This is a genomic window from Nocardioides insulae DSM 17944 (assembly GCF_000422825.1).
Taxonomy (GTDB): Bacteria; Actinomycetota; Actinomycetes; order Propionibacteriales; family Nocardioidaceae; genus Nocardioides; species Nocardioides insulae.
This window is the reverse complement of record NZ_KE383928.1, coordinates 834359-850642: the sequence shown is the minus strand read 5'-3', so window position 1 is coordinate 850642 and position 16284 is coordinate 834359. Positions and strand designations below refer to the sequence as shown.

General features: G+C 72.7%; 9 protein-coding genes. 3 read left to right on the top strand and 6 right to left on the bottom strand.

Translation table 11 applies throughout. From position 1 onward, the window contains the following. Window positions 1–90: 90 nt before the first annotated feature. The 3 genes from G515_RS0114150 to mdlC form a co-directional block, all read right to left on the bottom strand. Window positions 91–1539, bottom strand: a complete 1449-nt coding sequence (locus G515_RS0114150) for an aldehyde dehydrogenase family protein (protein ID WP_028660658.1) — start codon at window positions 1537–1539, stop codon at window positions 91–93. Next, entirely contained in the window at window positions 1536–2774 is a 1239-nt protein-coding gene (locus G515_RS21560; protein ID WP_036555550.1) for an MFS transporter, read from the bottom strand. Before G515_RS21560 ends, G515_RS0114150 begins: the two co-directional genes overlap by 4 nt. A gap of 109 nt (window positions 2775–2883) precedes the next feature. Then, window positions 2884–4515, bottom strand: coding sequence for a benzoylformate decarboxylase (gene mdlC, locus G515_RS0114140; RefSeq protein WP_051218392.1), 1632 nt, complete (start codon window positions 4513–4515; stop codon window positions 2884–2886). A gap of 89 nt (window positions 4516–4604) precedes the next feature. On the opposite strand from mdlC, the gene G515_RS0114135 reads away from it, so the two are divergent. After that, window positions 4605–5510, top strand: a complete 906-nt coding sequence (locus tag G515_RS0114135) for a LysR family transcriptional regulator (RefSeq protein ID WP_028660656.1) — start codon at window positions 4605–4607, stop codon at window positions 5508–5510. Window positions 5511–5718: 208 nt separating this feature from the next. Here the strand turns inward: G515_RS0114135 and G515_RS0114130 are convergent, their stop codons facing one another. Together G515_RS0114130 and G515_RS21555 are read right to left on the bottom strand one after the other, a co-directional pair. Further along, the gene (locus tag G515_RS0114130) at window positions 5719–7029 is read right to left on the bottom strand and encodes a M1 family metallopeptidase (RefSeq protein ID WP_051218391.1); all 1311 of its coding nucleotides are present in this window, start codon (window positions 7027–7029) and stop codon (window positions 5719–5721) included. A gap of 15 nt (window positions 7030–7044) precedes the next feature. Beyond that, complete coding sequence (locus tag G515_RS21555; protein WP_051218390.1) at window positions 7045–10938, bottom strand: Pls/PosA family non-ribosomal peptide synthetase; 3894 nt, start codon at window positions 10936–10938, stop codon at window positions 7045–7047. A 291-nt stretch (window positions 10939–11229) separates the two neighbouring features. On the opposite strand from G515_RS21555, the gene G515_RS21550 reads away from it, so the two are divergent. Further along, complete coding sequence (locus G515_RS21550) at window positions 11230–12735, top strand: S1C family serine protease (protein ID WP_084653576.1); 1506 nt, start codon at window positions 11230–11232, stop codon at window positions 12733–12735. 211 nt (window positions 12736–12946) lie between these two features. Here the strand turns inward: G515_RS21550 and G515_RS0114115 are convergent, their stop codons facing one another. Then, window positions 12947–14641 (bottom strand): ABC-F family ATP-binding cassette domain-containing protein, encoded by a 1695-nt coding sequence (locus tag G515_RS0114115; protein WP_028660654.1) that lies wholly within the window; start codon window positions 14639–14641, stop codon window positions 12947–12949. Between the two features lie 289 nt (window positions 14642–14930). Here G515_RS0114115 and G515_RS0114110 point away from each other — a divergent pair, with 289 nt between their 5' ends. Beyond that, window positions 14931–16247: a cytochrome P450 gene (locus tag G515_RS0114110; protein ID WP_245565408.1), complete on the top strand. Its 1317-nt coding sequence runs from the start codon at window positions 14931–14933 to the stop codon at window positions 16245–16247. Window positions 16248–16284 lie beyond the last annotated feature (37 nt).

Genomic DNA, 16284 nt, shown 5'->3' with positions numbered 1-16284 from the left:
AGCGACCGACCCGACCGACCACGAGGACCGACTCGACCGACCACGGCGACCGACTCGACCGACCACGAGGACCGACTCGACCGGTCGCGGTCAGAAGGGGTACTGCGCGATCTCGGTCTGCATGGTGACCCACTGGAGGTGGCCGAAGGTCTCCAGGTTGGCTTCGGCACCGCCGAAGTGACCACCGGAGCCGGAGGCCTTGATCCCACCGAACGGGATGACCGACTCGTCGTCGACGGTCTGGTCGTTGATGTGCACCATGCCGACCTCGAGCCGTGCGCTCAGGTCGTAGGCCACCATCGGGTTGGCGCTCAGGACGCCGACAGAGAGCCCGTAGGGGTCGGCGTTGACCAGGGCGACTGCCTCCTCGACGTCGTCGTACACGATCACCGGGGCCACGGGGCCGAAGATCTCCTCGCGGGCCGCCGGGTGGTCGGGGCGCACGTCGGCAAGCACGGTGGGCCGGTAGAAGAGCTGGTCGTAGCTGCCGCCGGCGGCGAGCCGGGCGCCCGCCTCGAGGGTGCTGGTCACGAACCCGTGCACCTTGTCGCGCTGGCCGGCGTCGATCAGCGGTCCGAGAGCGACCTCGCCACCGGACGGGTCGCCGACCGGGAGCGCGTCGGCCTTGGCCGCGAGCAGGTCGGTGTACTCCTCGGCGCGGCTGCGGTGGACGAGGTGACGTCCGGTGGTCATGCAGATCTGGCCCTGGTGCAGGAAGGACCCCCAGGCCCCGGCGGAGGCCGCCCGGTCCAGGTCTGCGTCCGGGAGCACGAGCAGGGCGTTGTTGCCCCCCAGTTCGAGGTGGACCTTCTTGAACAACGGAGCGGCCGCCGCGGCGATCGCCCGGCCGGCACCGGTCGAGCCGGTGAAGCTGAGGCAGGGGATCTCGGGGTGGGCGACCAGGTGCTGGCCGATCTCGGCACCGCCGGGAAGGACGTGCAGCAGACCCTCCGGGAGGCCGGCGTCGTGCAGCAGTTCGGCGAGGGCGAGGCCGCCGGAGACGGCCGTCCGCGGGTCCGGCTTGAGCACGACCGCGTTGCCCAGCGCCAGCGCCGGCGCCACCGAGCGCATGGACAGGATCGCGGGGAAGTTGAACGGCGAGATCACGCCGACGACGCCCACCGGGATGTACCGGGCGAAGGACATCCGGGGCTTGGTGGAGCGCAGCAGCCGCCCGTACGGCGCCGAGGCGGTCGCGGCCGCCTCGCGCAGTTCGGCGACGACCAGGCCGTGCTCGAAGCCCGCCTTGCCCGGCGCCGAACCGGCCTCGCGCTGGAGCCAGGGCACCAGCCGCTCGGGTTCGGCCTCGGCGAGGGCGGCGGCGCGCAGCAGGACGGCGACCCGCTCGTCGTACGGCGCGGCGGCCCAGGCGCGCTGGGCCTCGGTGGCGGTGGCGAGCGCACGGTCGACGTCCGCGGTGGTGGCCGAGCCGGCCGTGCCGATGACGGTGCCGGTGGCCTTGTCGGTCACCTCGATCCTCGGTCCCGAGCCCGGGACGAAGCCGCCCTGGTAGATGCTGTCGGTCCAGGTGGGGTTCATGCAGTGGCCTCCTGATGGCGGTGGGTGCTGCTGAGCTTGGCAGGGACGATGACCATCGCCACGACAGCGAGCAGCGCGACGACGGCGAAGAAGTAGAAGCCCCACGGGTAGGCGAGGTTCGCGGTCACCAGCGCACCGGTGACGGCGGGGCCGACGATCGAGCCGAGCCGGCCGACCCCCGAGGCGAGCCCGAGCGCCGTACCGCGCAGCTCGGGCGGGTAGTGCCTGGTGATCCAGGCGTAGACGAGCACCTGGGCGCTGAACACGAAGACGCCGGTGAGGAAGACCGCCAGGTTGAGCAGGAGGGTCGGCATCTTGATGCTGAGCAGGGCGAGCAGCACCGCCGCCGCCGCGAACCAGAGCAGCGCGCTGCCCCGGATGCCGCGCTTGTCGCCGATCACACCGGCCAGCACCAGCCCGACGATGCCGCCGAGGTTGAGCAGCAGCAGCAGGGTCAGCGACGCGGCGATCTCGTAGCCGGCCTCGCGCATGATGGTCGGCAGCCAGCTGTTGAGTCCGTAGACGAGGAGCAGCCCCATGAAGGAGGCGGCCCAGGTGGCCAGGCTGGCCACGAGGTACGGCGAGCGGAGGGTGGCCGCGATGCCGGGCTTCTCCTGGACCTGGTCGGCGCTGCGTCGGGCGATGGCGACCGGGTTGGTCTCCGGGAGGTGGAGCCACATCAGCGGCAGCACGACCAGGCCGGCGACGCCGCCGATCACGAAGAGCAGCTCCCACCGCGGCACGACCGCGAGCGCCACCAGCGAGGTCAGCACGGCACCGACGTGGTAGCCGGTCATGGTGAAGGTCGTGGACCGTGCCCGCTCACTGTCCGGGGTGGTCTCGCTCATCATCGTCAGGGCGGCCGGCATGCAGGCGCCCAGGCCGATCCCCGCCACGAACCGCAGCGCCGCGAACACCTCCGCGTTCGGGGCCAGCGGTACGACGATGGTCAGGACCGAGAACAGCGCGATCGAGCCGAGCATGGTGCCGCGGCGGCCGATCCGGTCCGAGAGCGGGCCGACCAGGATCGCGCCGACCATGATGCCCACCAGCGAGATGGTGGTGACCAGGGTGGCCTCCGCCTTGCCCATCCCGGCGTGCCCGCTGTCGAGGATCGAGGGCAGCGACGCGCTGAGGGCGACGATGTCGAAGCCCTCCAGGGTGACGGTGGCCCAGCACAGGGCGCGCACCCAGCGGCGGGTGCGATCGTCCTGCACGGACGTGGGTCGGGACATGAGTGGTGCTCCTTCGGTACTGGACCGCGATCGGCCCGATCGCGACGTTCGCCTGCGTCGGTGCGGCCGGCGGTCCGGTGGTGGGGGTTGGGCGTGGCGCTGCGGATGGTCAGTGCGGGGTGGTCAGGCTGGTCTCGACCTGGAGCAGCCGCGGGCCGTCGGGTTCGCGGCGGAGCAGGTCCTCGAGGGTGGCCAGGTCCTGGACGCGTCGGCCGGGTACGCCGTACCCCTCGGCCACCGGCACCAGGTCGATGTCGGGGATGTCGAGGCCGGGTGCGTCCGGCGTGCCGAGGACGTCGGCGAACCACCGGAGCGCACCATAGGTGCCGTTGCGCAGGATCACGATGGTCAACGGTAGGCGCAGCTGCGCCGCCGTCCACAACGCGGTGATGCCGTAGTTGGCCGACCCGTCGCCGATCACCCCGACCACCCGGCGGTCGGGGCGGGCCAGCGCGACGCCGACCGCGGCCGGCAGGCCGAAGCCGAGACCGCCGGAGGCGGGCCAGAAGTAGCTGCCGGGCTCGCGGAGGTCCATCTGGGCCCAGAAGTCGCCGGTGGTGGAGGTCGACTCGACCACGTAGGCGGTGTCGCGCGGCTGGGTACGCCGCAGCGCCGCGAAGACCTCGGCGGGATGGAGCCGGCCCGCGCCCGCCGTACCGGGCTCCGGGCAGGGCAGATAGGCCTCGGGGTCCTCCGCGGAGGTGGGGCGGGGCTCCGCACCCAGACACGCGATCAGGCCGTCCACGAGGGCGGCCGGCTCGGCCAGCAGGGTCTCCCCGAAGGGGGCTCGGGCGGCTGCGTCGGTGTCGTCGGTGACCTGGATCAACCGGGTCCCCTCAGCGAGGTACTCCCCCGGCTCGTACTGGTGGTACCGGAAGACCGGCGCACCGAGGACCAGCACGAGGTCGTGCCCGGCGAGCGCGTCGCGGATCGAACGGATGCCCGCCGGCAGCACGCCGGCGAAGAGGCGGTGCCGGTTGGGGAAGGGCAGCCGGTACGGCGAGGGCGCCACGTGGACGGTCGCCCCGAGGTGCTCGGCGAGGGCGACCAGCGCGCCCGGGGTGGCGGTGCCGTCGAGGTCGGAGCCGAGGACGAGCGCCGGCCGCTGCGCGCCCGCGAGGAGCCCGGCGATCCGCTCGACCTCCTCGGGGGCGGCGTGGAACGCGCGGGTCACGGTGCGCGCGAGCAGGGCGGGGTCCCCGGCCGCTGCCGGCCGCTCCCAGTCGTCGTAGGGCACCGAGACGAACGACGGACCCCGCCGGCCCGGCCCGGCGTGGTGGATCGCCTCGGCCAGCGTGCGGGGCACGTCGACGGCGGCCAGCGGCTCGGCGGAGTAGCCGGTCAGCGGCCGGGTCAGCTGGGCCGCGTCCATGTTGGCGAGCATGACGTTCTGCCCGACCGTCTCGCGGACCTGCTGTCCGGCGAGCAGGAGCAGTGGGGAGCGGGACACGGCGGCGTTGCTGAGCCCGCCCATCGCGTTGCCGGTGCCGGAGGCTGCGTGCAGGTTCACCACGCCGAGCTCACCGGAGGCCTGGGCGTACCCGTCGGCCATCGCCACGGCCGCGCCCTCGTGGAGCGCCAGCACATAGCGCATGCTCGCCGGCATCCCGGCGAGGAACGGCAGCTCGTTGGAGCCGGGATTGCCGAAGATCGTGGTCACCCCGGAGCGTTCGAGGAGCGCGTAGGTGCTGTCCCTCACGGTCGTCGTACCGGTCGGCCGGGCAGGTGTCGCGTTGGTCACCGACGAACCGTATGGCTGCCATCACATCGATGACCAATAGAATCGGCTGGGTCGAAACATCGACGGATTCGATAACGAGGGGGTGCGGGATGACCGGCACGCTGGACATGGCGCAGGTGCGCACCTTCGTGCTGCTCTACGAGACCCGGTCGGTGACCGCCACGGCGGAGCTGATGCGGCTCTCCCAGCCCACCGTGAGCTACACCCTGGCCAAGCTGCGCCGGCGGTTCGGCGAGGACCTCTTCGTCCGCGGCCGCGAGGGGCTGCGGCCCAGCGCGCGCGCTCGTGAGATGTACCCCGCCCTGCGGGACGCGCTGGCGACCATCGACCGCACGTTCGCCGGTCCGGCGGAGTTCGACCCGGCCACCACCGAGCGCGAGTTCAGCGTGATGCTCTCCGACTTCGGCGAACTGTCCTTCCTGCCGCTCCTGCTGCCCGCGCTCGCCCGCCGCGCGCCCGGTGCCTGGCTGCGCGCGCGCAAGCTGGTGGTCGACGAGTTCGCCGATCTGCTCGTGGCCGGCCGGCTCGATCTCGCCGTCACCAGCGCTCCCCCGAACGACGACCGGGTGGTGGGGCGTCCGTTCCTCCGGGTCGACTACGCCCTCATCGCCGCCGCCGATCACCCGCGGGCCCGCGGCGGTGCCCTCGACGAGGAGGGGTTCGCGCGGGAGCGGTTCGTCACCGTGCACTCCTCCGGCGACCATCTGGGTCCGCTCCGGCTGCTGCGCCGGCTCGGGCTGGAGGATCGCGTCGAGCTGGAGCTGGCCAGCTACGCCTCGGCGCCGTACGTCGTCGCGACCAGCGACGTGCTCGCCATCGTTCCCCGCCACATCGCCGAGGTCTTCGCCCGGCGGCACGCCCTCTCGGTCATCGACCTGCCCCGCCCGATCGAGGCGATCGATGTCACCGCCTACACCCGCCGCTCGGCCTCCCCTGCTCAACGGTGGATGGCGGACCTCGTCGTGGAGACCCTGGCCGATCAGCGGCTGACCTGAACCCAGACCGGGCCGACCGGCCCGCACCGGGCCGCACCGGGCCGCACCGGGCCGCACCGGGCCGCACCGGGCCGACCCGCTGTCCGGCGACCGCCGAACCGACCCGGTCCCGAGCCCACCCGGTCGCGAGCCGATCCGCGATCGGATCTCCGGCGACCCGATGGCCGGCGATCGTCCCGGCCGGTGCCGGACGGCACCGGCGGGCAGGTCAGGTCAGCGCGGGGAGTTCCTTGCGGCGCAGCCACGCGTCGAACAAGCCGGTGAGGGGGCGTCCGGCGACCTCGGCCGCGAGGGCCTCGAAGTCGGCGGTGTCGGCCGAGCCGCCGGCGTACCGCGCGACCCAGGTGCGCAGCAGGCCGAAGAAGGCGTCGTCCCCGAGCTCGCCGCGCAGCGCATGCAGCGTGAGCGCGCCGCGCTTGTAGACCCGGTCGTCGAACATCAGGTCTGGCCCCGGATCGGCGAGCAGGAGGTCCTTCCGCAGTCCGTCCAGCCGGGCGTGGTGATGCGCCGCCCAGGCGTCGGCCGAGCGGTAGCCACCGTCCTCGGCCCACAGCCACTCGGCGTAGCAGGCGAAGCCCTCGTGCAGCCAGATGTCCTGGAGCCGGCGCATCGTGACGGCGTTGCCGAACCACTGGTGGGCGAGCTCGTGCGCGACCAGGCGCACCTGCTCCCACTCCCCGGTCAGGAAGTTGCGGCCGAAGGTCGAGAGGGACTGCGACTCCAGCGGGATCTCGAGCTCGTCGTCGGTGACCACGACGGTGTAGGCCGGGAACGGATAGGGCCCGAAGAGACGCTCGAAGCAGGCCATCATCTCGCCCTGGCGGCCGAAGGACGCGTCGAAGTCGGCGCGGGCGGAGTCCGGCACTGCCGCGTGGATGGGCACCCGTCCGGCGGAGTCGAGCTCGATCAGGGCGTAGCGCCCGATCTGGACGGTCGCGAGGTATGGCGGCATCGGCTCGACCTGCTGGTACGTCCAGGTCTCCCCCGAGCCGTGCCGGGTACGACGGACCAGGGTGCCGTTGGCCACCACCGTGTAGTTGGCCGCCGTGGAGACGGAGATGGTGTAGGCGGCCTTGTCGTCCGCGCGGTCGTTGCAGGGGAACCAGGTGGGCGCGCCGTGCGGTTGGCCGGCGACGATGACCCCGTCGGTGAGCTCCTCCCAGCCGGCATCGCCGTGGTGGCGCAGGACCAGCGGGTGCGGCTTGCCGGCGTACTTGACCGTGACGGTGGCGCGCTCGCCCGCGCGGATCCGGTCGCGCAGGCTGACCACCAGCCGATGCTGGCGGTGGGCATGCTTGGCCGGCTGCCGGCCGTCGACGGTGACCTTCTTGACCTGGAGGTGGGCCAGGTCGAGCACCAGCCGGTCCAGATCGGTCAGCGCCTCGACCGTGATCACGGCGGTGCCGCTGAGCCGGTTTCCGACCAGGTCGTACTCGAGATCGAGGTCGTAGTGGACCGCGTGCCAGGACGGGTCGCCGTGGTGCGGCAGGTACGGGTCGGCGGTGGGGAGGTGCGGCACGAGTCGCAACCTACGTCACGCTCCCTGGGTCTGCGGGGTAGGGGCGGCGGCCTCGTCGGGGGCGAGCTCCCAGGGGCCGATCGGGTTGCCGATCCACATCGTCTTGGGCGGGAGCGACTCCCCGCGCATGACCAGCGAGGCGGGGCCGACGACCGCATGGCCGCCGATCCGCGCGGCCGGCAGCACGACGCTGTGCGGGCCGAGGGTCGCGCCGTCGTCCAGGCTGACGGTGTCGAGGCTGAGCATCCGGTCGTGGAAGAGATGGGTCTGCACCACCGTGCCGTGGTTGACGACCGCCCCGTCCCCGAGCGTCACCAGGTCCGCCTCCGGGAGCCAGTGCGACTCGATCCAGACTCCTCGGCCGATCCGCGCCCCGAGCATCCGGAACCACCAGACCAGCAGCGGCGTACCCGAGGCGGGCTGGGCGAACCACGGCGCCGCCACGGTCTCGACGAAGGTGTCGGCCAGCTCGTTGCGCCACACGAACGAACTCCACAGCGGATGCTGGCCCGGACGCAACCGGCCGATCAGCGCCCACTTGGCCACCACCGCCGAGAACGCCGCGAGCGCCCCGGCCAGCACCAGCGCGACCCCGCCGAGCAGGACCGCCAGGAGCAGGTGCACCTCCCACAGCCGCACCACCGCGACCACCACGCCCGCGCCGAGCAGCGCCGAGAGCGTGATGGGCAGCAGCCGGCACAGTTCGAGGAGCGCGCGAGCCACCTTGAGCCGCGCGGGCGGGTCGTAGGTGCGGCCCTCATCGCCCTGTTCGGAGGTACGCCGGAGCCGGGCCGGCGGCGAACCGAGCCAGGACTCCCCGGAGCGGGCCTTCCTGCGCCGCGGGGCCGCGGAGAGCACCGCGACCAGCGACGCCTTGGGGACCTTGCGCCCGGGCGCGGCCATCCCGGAGTTGCCGACGAAGGCGCGCTTGCCGACCTTGACCCGCTCGACCCGGACCCAGCCGCCGCCGAGCTCGTAGCCACCGATGAGCGTGTCGTCGGCGAGGAAGGCGTGGTCGTTGACCTGGGTGAGCCGCGGGATCAGCAGTGCGGTCGAGATCTCCACGTCCCGCCCGATGCGGGCGCCGAGCGCGCGGAACCAGGCCGGTGTCAGCATCGAGGAGTACAGCGGGAACAGCCAGGTGCGGGCCTCGTCGAGCACCCGGACGGTCGCCCACACGGCCAGGCCGCGGGTGCTGCGCACCGGGTGTACGCCGGGCGCGATGGCCAGACCGGCCACACGGACGACGGCCCAGACCGCCAGCGCCAGGGTCACGAAGCCCACCGCGGAGGCGAGCGGGGCGATCCACAGCAGGCCGGGCCACGCCCCCTCGGCCAGGGCCGCCACCGTCGACGGCGATCCGGCCAGCAGCCAGGCCACCAGCGTGCCGACCGCGATCGCGAGCACCGGCAGGCCGGCGAGCACCAGCCCGGCGACGCCGTACGCGCCCACCCACAGCGGCGAGGAGCGGCGTCGGGGGTGCCAGGGTCCGCGGGCCTCGCCGGCGACCCGCCGCGCGGGCGAGCCGGACCAGAACTCACCCTCCGGGACGGTGCCGAAGACCGCGGAACCTGGGGCGACCTCGGCCCGGGCCCCGACGAAGGAGTCGGGGGTCAGGGTCGAGCGCGCTCCGATCCGGGCCCCGGCCCCGACGTGCACCGGTCCGAGGCGGACGACGTCGCCGTCGATCCACCACCCGCTGAGGTCGACCTCGGGCTCGATCGAGCACCCCTTGCCCAAGTGCGCCAGACCGGTGACCGGCGGCAGCGTGTGCAGGTCGACGTCACGTCCCACCTTGGCTCCGAGCAGCCGCGCGAACCAGGTCATCCAGGAACTGCCGGCCAACGCATCGGCCCCCACCTGCGCGACCGCCTGGGTCGCGAACCAGAGGCGGAGGTGCGCCTTGCCACCGCGGGGGTGGTCGCCAGGCGTGACCGGCGCCAGCACGATCCGCACCACGCCCGCGGCCAGCAGGATCCGGCCCGGCGGGGTGAGGAAGGCCAGGACGGCGAGCAGGAGGCCCCACCACGGCAGCGTCGGCAGGGCCATCCCGGTGATCGTCTCCGCCGCGGCGGTACCGACCGCGGTCCAGGTGAGCCAGCGCGGCACCGCCAGGCAGCGCACCCCGAAGCTCGCGAGCAGCTGCCCCGCCTGCGTCTTGAGCGGCACCGAGGCCACCTCGTGGTCCCGGGTGGCGCCCCCGGCGGTGAGCCCGTCGAGGTGGTCGGCGAGCTCGCCGAGGGTCGGGTTGGCGTAGAGATCACCGACGACCACCTCGGGGTACGTCGCCCGGATCAGGCTCACCATCTGCGCCGCGGTCAGACTGCCCCCGCCCAGGTCGAAGAAGTCGTCCCCGCGGCTGCCCACCTCCGCACCGAGCACCTCGAGCCAGAGTTCGGCGATCCACGCGGCCGTGCCGCTCAGCTCCGCCCCTCCGGTCCGACCGGCGCCGGGGACCGGCCAGGGCAGCGCGTCCCGGTCGACCTTGCCCGACGTACGGGTCGGCAGGGTGTCCACCACCGCCAGTCGCGGCACCAGTGCCGCCGGGAGTTCCCGGCGGAGCTGGGCGAGCGCGGCGGTGGGGTCGAAGCCCGGGGCGGTCGCGACGTACCCGACCAGCAGTTGATGACCCGCGTTGGTACGCCGCACCGCGGCCGCGGCACCGTGCACCTCCGGCAGTGCCAGCAGGGCACTGTCGACCTCGCCCAGCTCGATGCGGCGACCGCCGAGCTTGACCTGGTCGTCGGCGCGCCCGCCGAAGAGCAGCCCCTCCGGGTCGTTGACCACCAGGTCGCCGGAGCGGTAGGCCCGCTCCCAGCCGAGGGTGGGCATCGGCGCGTACTTCTCCGCGTCCTTCGCGGGATCGAGGTAGCGGGCCAGCCCGACCCCGCCAATGATCAGCTCCCCGGTCGCGCCCGGCGGGACGGGCCGCCCCTCGGCGTCGACGACGGCGAGGTCCCAACCGTCCAGGGGCAGCCCGATCCGCACCGGTCCCTCGCCGGTCAGCAGCGCGCCGCAGGCGACCACGGTCGCCTCGGTCGGGCCGTAGGTGTTCCAGACCTCCCGCCCGGGCCGGGCCAGGCGCGCGGCCAGCTCCGGCGGGCAGGCCTCGCCGCCCATGATGAGCAGTCGGACCCGCTCCAGGGCCGGCGCCGGCCACAGGGCGACCAGGGTCGGCACCGTGGAGACGACGGTGATCTCGTTGGCCACCAGCCAGGGGCCGACGTCCACCCCACTGCGCACCAGGGCACGCGGCGCCGGCACCAGGCAGGCGCCGTACCGCCAGGCCAGCCACATCTCCTCACAGCTCGCGTCGAAGGCGACCGACAGCCCGGCCATCACCCGATCCCCCACGCCCAGGGGTTCCTCCTGGAGGAACATCCGGCTCTCCGCGTCGACGAAGGCAGCCGCGCTGCGGTGCGAGACCGCCACTCCCTTGGGCTTACCCGTCGAACCGGAGGTGAAGATCACCCAGCAGTCGTCGTCCAGGCCCGGGTCGGCCGGCTCGACCGGTCCATCGCCGGGGCGGCGAACCTCGAGGGCGAGGTCAGTACCCACGACCGCAGCCACCTGCGCCTCACCGAAGACCAGCCGGGCGCGCTCCTCCGGGTCCTCGGCGTCCACCGGTACGTAGCCGGCGCCGGCGCACAGCACGCCGAGGACCGCGACGTACAGGTCGGTGGTGCCGCTCGGGATGCGCACCCCGACCTTGTCGCCGGGGCCGATCCCATGCTCGGCGAGCCGCTCGGCGAGCTCGTCGGCCGCCTCCTCCAGCTCGGCGTAGGTGAGCACCCGGTTGCCCGCGTCGACGGCGGGCTCATCCGCGGCACCGGCGACCGTCTCCCGGAAGATGTCGACGAGCGTGCGGGCGGGCGGTGCGGAATCACCGCGCAGGAGGGGGTCGATCACAGCCGGTCACCCAAGCCCACCGAGGTGAACGGAAGGTGAGCAGATCCCACTGGTTGGGCTGGAGATGTCGCAGCTCACACCGAACGACGCGATCTGGGCCCACCCGAGCCCCCAGGCGGCCGCCTGATGCCACGAGTCACCCGGGGCCATCGAGACCCCACCCTCCGGGCTCGGTCCTGAGCAGCGGGCAAGACCCAGGTGAGGATCTCCGGTGAGGGCCGAGACGGATTTCTTCCGTGCCTGACAGGGTGATCTCAGCTGACTCACAGGCTCGGGTCCGAAAGTAAGAACATGACCGAACGCCACGATGAGACCCAGCCGTTCCCCCGCTACCCGGGGCCGACCACGCCCCCGCCGGCCGGGACGCCGTGGACGTTCGACCCGCAGCGTGCGGACGGCGCAGCCTCCCAGCCCACCAGTGAGGCACCCACCCGCAACGAGAACGTGGCGGCCGCCGCGCCGGCAGGTGCCGGGGGGGCAGCGACCGCCACAACCACCACCGCCACCCAGGCGCCGGCTCCGGCCTCGGGGCCCGCGCCGACAGGATCGAAGCGGTCGGGCCGGAGCGGCTTCGTCGCCGGCGTACTGGCTGCCTCCCTGGTCGTGGGCGCGGGCGCCGGCCTGGGTGGTGCGGCCCTGTGGAACTCGCTGGGCGAGGAGCCGTCCAACGGCGGCACCTCCTCCGCGGTGGCCAACGTGGTCGACCAGGGCGACGCGGACGCCGCGGACGGCTCCGTCGAGTCGGTCGCCTCGAACGTGCTCCCCTCCGTGGTCATGATCGAGGTCAGCGGCGAGGAGGGTTCCGGCTCGGGCTCCGGCATCATCCTCAGCGCCGACGGCACCATCCTCACCAACAACCACGTCGCCAGCGTCGCCGGCGACGGCGGCACCATCCGGGTGGACTTCAACGACGGCACCCACGCCCCGGCGACCGTGCTGGGCACCGACCCGCTCACCGACACCGCGGTGATCAAGGCACAGGGTGTCTCGGGTCTCACCCCCGCCACGATCGGCAAGTCCAGCAACCTGGACGTCGGCGAGCAGGTCGTCGCGATCGGTTCGCCCTTCGGCCTGGACTCCACGGTCACCTCGGGCATCGTGAGCGCGCTCGACCGCCCCGTCAACGTCGGCTCCGACGAGGAGGGCAACGCCACCGTCTACCCGGCCATCCAGACCGACGCGGCGATCAACCCCGGCAACAGCGGCGGCGCCCTGGTCGACATGACCGGTTCCCTGGTCGGCATCAACTCCTCGATCCGCTCGACCTCCTCCGCCGACGGTGAGGCCGGCTCGATCGGCCTCGGCTTCGCCATCCCGATCGACTCGGTGATGCCGATCATCGACCAGCTCTCCCAGGGCGAGACGCCCACCCACGCCCGCCTCGGGATCACGGTCTCGGACGCCTCGGCCTCCGGCCAGTCCCAGGAGGCCCCGCAGTACGGCGAGGGCGAGGGCCAGGGCGAAGGCCAGGACGAGGGCGGCCTCGGCGGCTTCGGGTTCGGCCTCCCCGGGCAGGAGGAGCAGCAGCAGCCCGAGCAGCAGGAGCAGGAGCAGCAGTCCACCGAGGACCTCGAGGACGGCGCCCAGGTGCAGGAGGTCTCCGACGGCTCCAGCGCCGGCGAGGCCGGCCTCAAGTCAGGCGACATCATCACCAAGGTCGACGACTCGGCGATCAGCAGCGCCGACGACCTGATCGCCACCGTCCGGGCCTACCGCCCCGGCGACCAGGTCAGCGTCACCTACGTCCGCGACGGCAAGACCGACACCGCCTCGCTGACGCTCGACTCCGACGCCTGACGCCCCGGCGCCCACCGTCCCCCACGGGGCACGGGCGTCAGGCGATCGGCCCCCTCGAGGCCCCACGGTTCCCCCTTGCCGTGGGGCCTCACGCTTGCCCTTGGACCCTCGCTCGATCGATCGCGCCCCGCTGCCGAGCCGGGCTCCGACGGCATCGAACCCCTTCGCGACGGCTGAGGATGCCCACGCCCCGTCGAGGGGCGCGGCGAGCTCAGCGGACGCGTTGGACCCGCCCCTCGTCCCAGATGGGGTCGTCGGACTCATAGACCTCGCCGTCCGCACCGAAGACGAGGAACCGGTCGAACCCGCGGGCGAACCAGCGGTCGTGGGTGACCGCCAGCACCGTGCCCTCGAAGGAGTCCAGGCCGGTCTCGAGCGCCTCCGCGGACTCGACATCGAGATTGTCGGTCGGCTCGTCGAGCAGGAGCAGGGTGGCGCCGGAGAGCTCGAGCAGCAGGATCTGGAAGCGCGCCTGCTGGCCGCCGGAGAGCGAGTCGAAGGTCTGCTCGGCGTTCGCGGCCAGCTCGTACCGGTCGAGCACCCGGCTGGCCTGCTCCCGCCCCATCCCGGCGCGCCCGCGACCGTCCGGGGTCTGGTCCCCACGGTGCAGGATCTCCAGCAGCGTCCGGCCCAGCAGCTCAGGGTGGGCGTGGGTCTGGACGAACCAGCCCGGCCGCACCCGCGCGCCCAGCCGCCCCACGCCGGAGTGGGCGACCGGTGCCACCTGCACGTCGCCGACCGGCAGGTGCTCGACGTCGGGCCGGCTGCCGCCCGCAGCGAGGAGTCGGAGGAAATGGCTCTTGCCGGAACCGTTCGAGCCCAGCACCGCCACCCGCTCGCCGTACCAGACCTCCAGGTCGAAGGGACTCATCAGCCCGGTGAGGCCGAGCCGCTCGCACACGACGGCCCGCTTGCCGGTGCGGCCGCCCCGCAACCGCATCGAGACCTGCTGCTCGCGCGGCTGCTCGGTGGGCGGTCCCGCCTCCTCGAAGCGCCGCAGCCGGGTCTGGGCGGCCTGATACCGGCTGGCCATGTCGGCGTTGTACGCCGCCTTCTGCTTGTACATCAGCATCTGGGCGCGCAGCTTGGCGTGCTCCTCGTCCCAGCGCCGGCGGAGTTCCTCGAACCGGGCGAACCGCTCGGTCCGGGCCTGGTGATAGCTCGCGAACCCACCCGGATGGGTCCACACCCGGTTGCCCCCACCCGAGCCGAGCTCGACGGTGACCACCCGGGTCGCGGTGCTGGCCAGCAGTTCCCGGTCGTGACTGATGAACAGGATCGTCTTCTCCGACTCCCTGATCCGCTGCTCCAGCCAGATCTTGCCGGGCACGTCGAGGTAGTTGTCCGGCTCGTCGAGGAGGAGCACCTCATCGGGGCCGCGCAGCAGGTACTCGAGCACCAGCCGCTTCTGCTCGCCTCCGGAGAGGGTGGACAGGTCGCGGTGCCGGGCCCGGTCGTAGGGCACGCCGAGCGCCGCGGTCGTGCACACGTCCCAGGTGACCTCGAGGTCGTAGCCACCCGCGTCGGCGTACTCGGCGAGCGCGGTGGCGTACCGGAACTGGAGCGGCTCGGTGTCGTCGTCCATCAGAGCGATCTCGACGCGGTCGACCTCGGCCGCGGCGGCCCGGATCCTGTCCGGCGCCACGCTGAGCAGCAACTCCCCGACCGTGGTCGACCCGGCCGCGACGTGTTGGCGCATCACCCCGAGGCCGCCGCTACGGGTCACGACCCCCGCGTGCGGCCCCAGCTCGCCGGACACCAGCCTCAGCAGGGTCGTCTTGCCGGCACCGTTGGCCCCGACCAGCGCGACCTTCGCACCGTCGCCCACCCGGAAGGACACCTCGTCGAGCAGCACCCGGCCGTCGGCGAGCTCGTATCTCACCCCGGCGACATCCACATGACCCACGTCGGCCGATTGTCCTCTCCCCCACCCTCTCCTCGCACACGGGTTTCCTGCCCCCACCCGGTCGAATCGGTCCTCGTGGACGGTCGAGTCGGTCCTCGCGGACGGTCGAAGCGGTCCTCGTGGACGGTCGAGTCGGTCCTCGTGGACGGTCGAAGCGGTCCTCGCGGACGGTCGAAGCGGTCCTCGTGGACGGTCGAAGCGGTCCTCGTGGACGACGCGACCGGCGACACACCCGACATCAGGGGGATTCCCGATGTATCGGATCGTCACATCCGTCAGACTGGTGCCCATGCCGATCACATGGGTGAAGGAGCGGGTCCGCAAGATCGCGATGCGTCGCGTGATGCGGGGCCAGGACTCCGCCCTGCCCGATATCACGACCCTCCGCAAGGTGCCCGACCACCTGACCTACCCGCTGCGCCGCAACGGCCTGGACCTGCTGCCGGAGGTCGCCGACGTCCGCACCCAGGAGCCGGTCACCCTGCTGGGTTCGGTGCTGGGCCTCGACCTGTTCCTGGTCACCGGGTATCACGAGTCGCGCGCCGTGCTCGCCGACCGGTCGTCGTACTCCAACGACATGCGGCACCTGCTGGGCACCCGCCAGCGGTCGGACGCCGAGGGCATCGGCGGGTTGGGCATGACCGACCCGCCCGACCACACCCGGTTGCGTGGCCTGCTCACCCCCGAGTTCACGATGCGCCGGCTCAAGCGACTCGAGGGGCTCATCGACGGGATCGTCGAGGACGCTCTCGATGGCATGGAGGCCGCCGGCCCGGTGGTCGACCTGGTGCAGAGGTTCGGGTTCGAGATCCCCTTCCGGGTGATCTGCGACCTGCTCGGGATGCCCGAAGAGGTCCGCGACGAGTTCCACGGGCTCGGGGTCGCCCGCTTCGACGTCAGTCAGGGCGGGGTCGGCGTCTTCGGTGCGGCCACCGACTCCCGCACCTTCCTGATCGAGACGGTCAAGCAGCAGAGGTCCGACCCCGGCGAGGGGCTGATCGGCGAGATCATCCGCAACAAGGGCCACGAGTACGACGACGTCGAACTGGGCGGGCTGGCCGACGGGGTGTTCCTCGGCGGCTACGAAACCTCCGCCTCGATGCTCTCGATGGGCGCCTACGTGCTGATGCAGCGGCCCGACGCCTACGAACTGCTCCGCTCCGGCACCCGTGCCGAGGTCGACGGCGTGATCGAGGAACTGCTGCGCTACCTGTGCCCGGTGCAGATCGCCTTCCCGCGCTTCGCCAAGGAGGATCACGACCTCTACGGCAAGCAGGTGAAGAAGGGATCGGTGGTGGTGGTCAGCCTGGCCGCCGCCAACCGCGACCCGGCTCACGTGCCGACTCCCGACCAGTTCAGCCTGGAGAACGCCGAAACCGCCCACCTCGCCTTCGGGCACGGCCTGCACCGCTGCGTGGGTGCCGAGCTGGCCCGGATGGAGATGCGCGCGGCTCTGACCGGGTTGGCCCGGCGCTTCCCCGACCTGGCGATGGCCACCGAGGACGTCGGAGAACTCGGCTTCCGAGATCTCTCGATCGTCTACAGCCTCGACAAGCTTCCCGTCCGCCTCAACGCCGACCCCGCGCTCGCCGCCGAGTCCGCCTGAGCTCCCGGCCGGGCGTCCGGCGGGTCGGCCGGCCTCC

What these genes read in the sequence shown, in the direction of transcription:
- G515_RS0114150 (WP_028660658.1), bottom strand. Translation starts at nt 1,539, where the DNA reads ATGAACCCCACCTGGACCGACAGCATCTACCAGGGCGGCTTCGTCCCG.
- G515_RS0114135 (WP_028660656.1), top strand. Translation starts at nt 4,605, where the DNA reads ATGACCGGCACGCTGGACATGGCGCAGGTGCGCACCTTCGTGCTGCTC.
- G515_RS21550 (WP_084653576.1), top strand. Translation starts at nt 11,230, where the DNA reads ATGACCGAACGCCACGATGAGACCCAGCCGTTCCCCCGCTACCCGGGG.
- G515_RS0114110 (WP_245565408.1), top strand. Translation starts at nt 14,931, where the DNA reads ATGCCGATCACATGGGTGAAGGAGCGGGTCCGCAAGATCGCGATGCGT.
- G515_RS21560 (WP_036555550.1), bottom strand. Translation starts at nt 2,774, where the DNA reads ATGTCCCGACCCACGTCCGTGCAGGACGATCGCACCCGCCGCTGGGTG.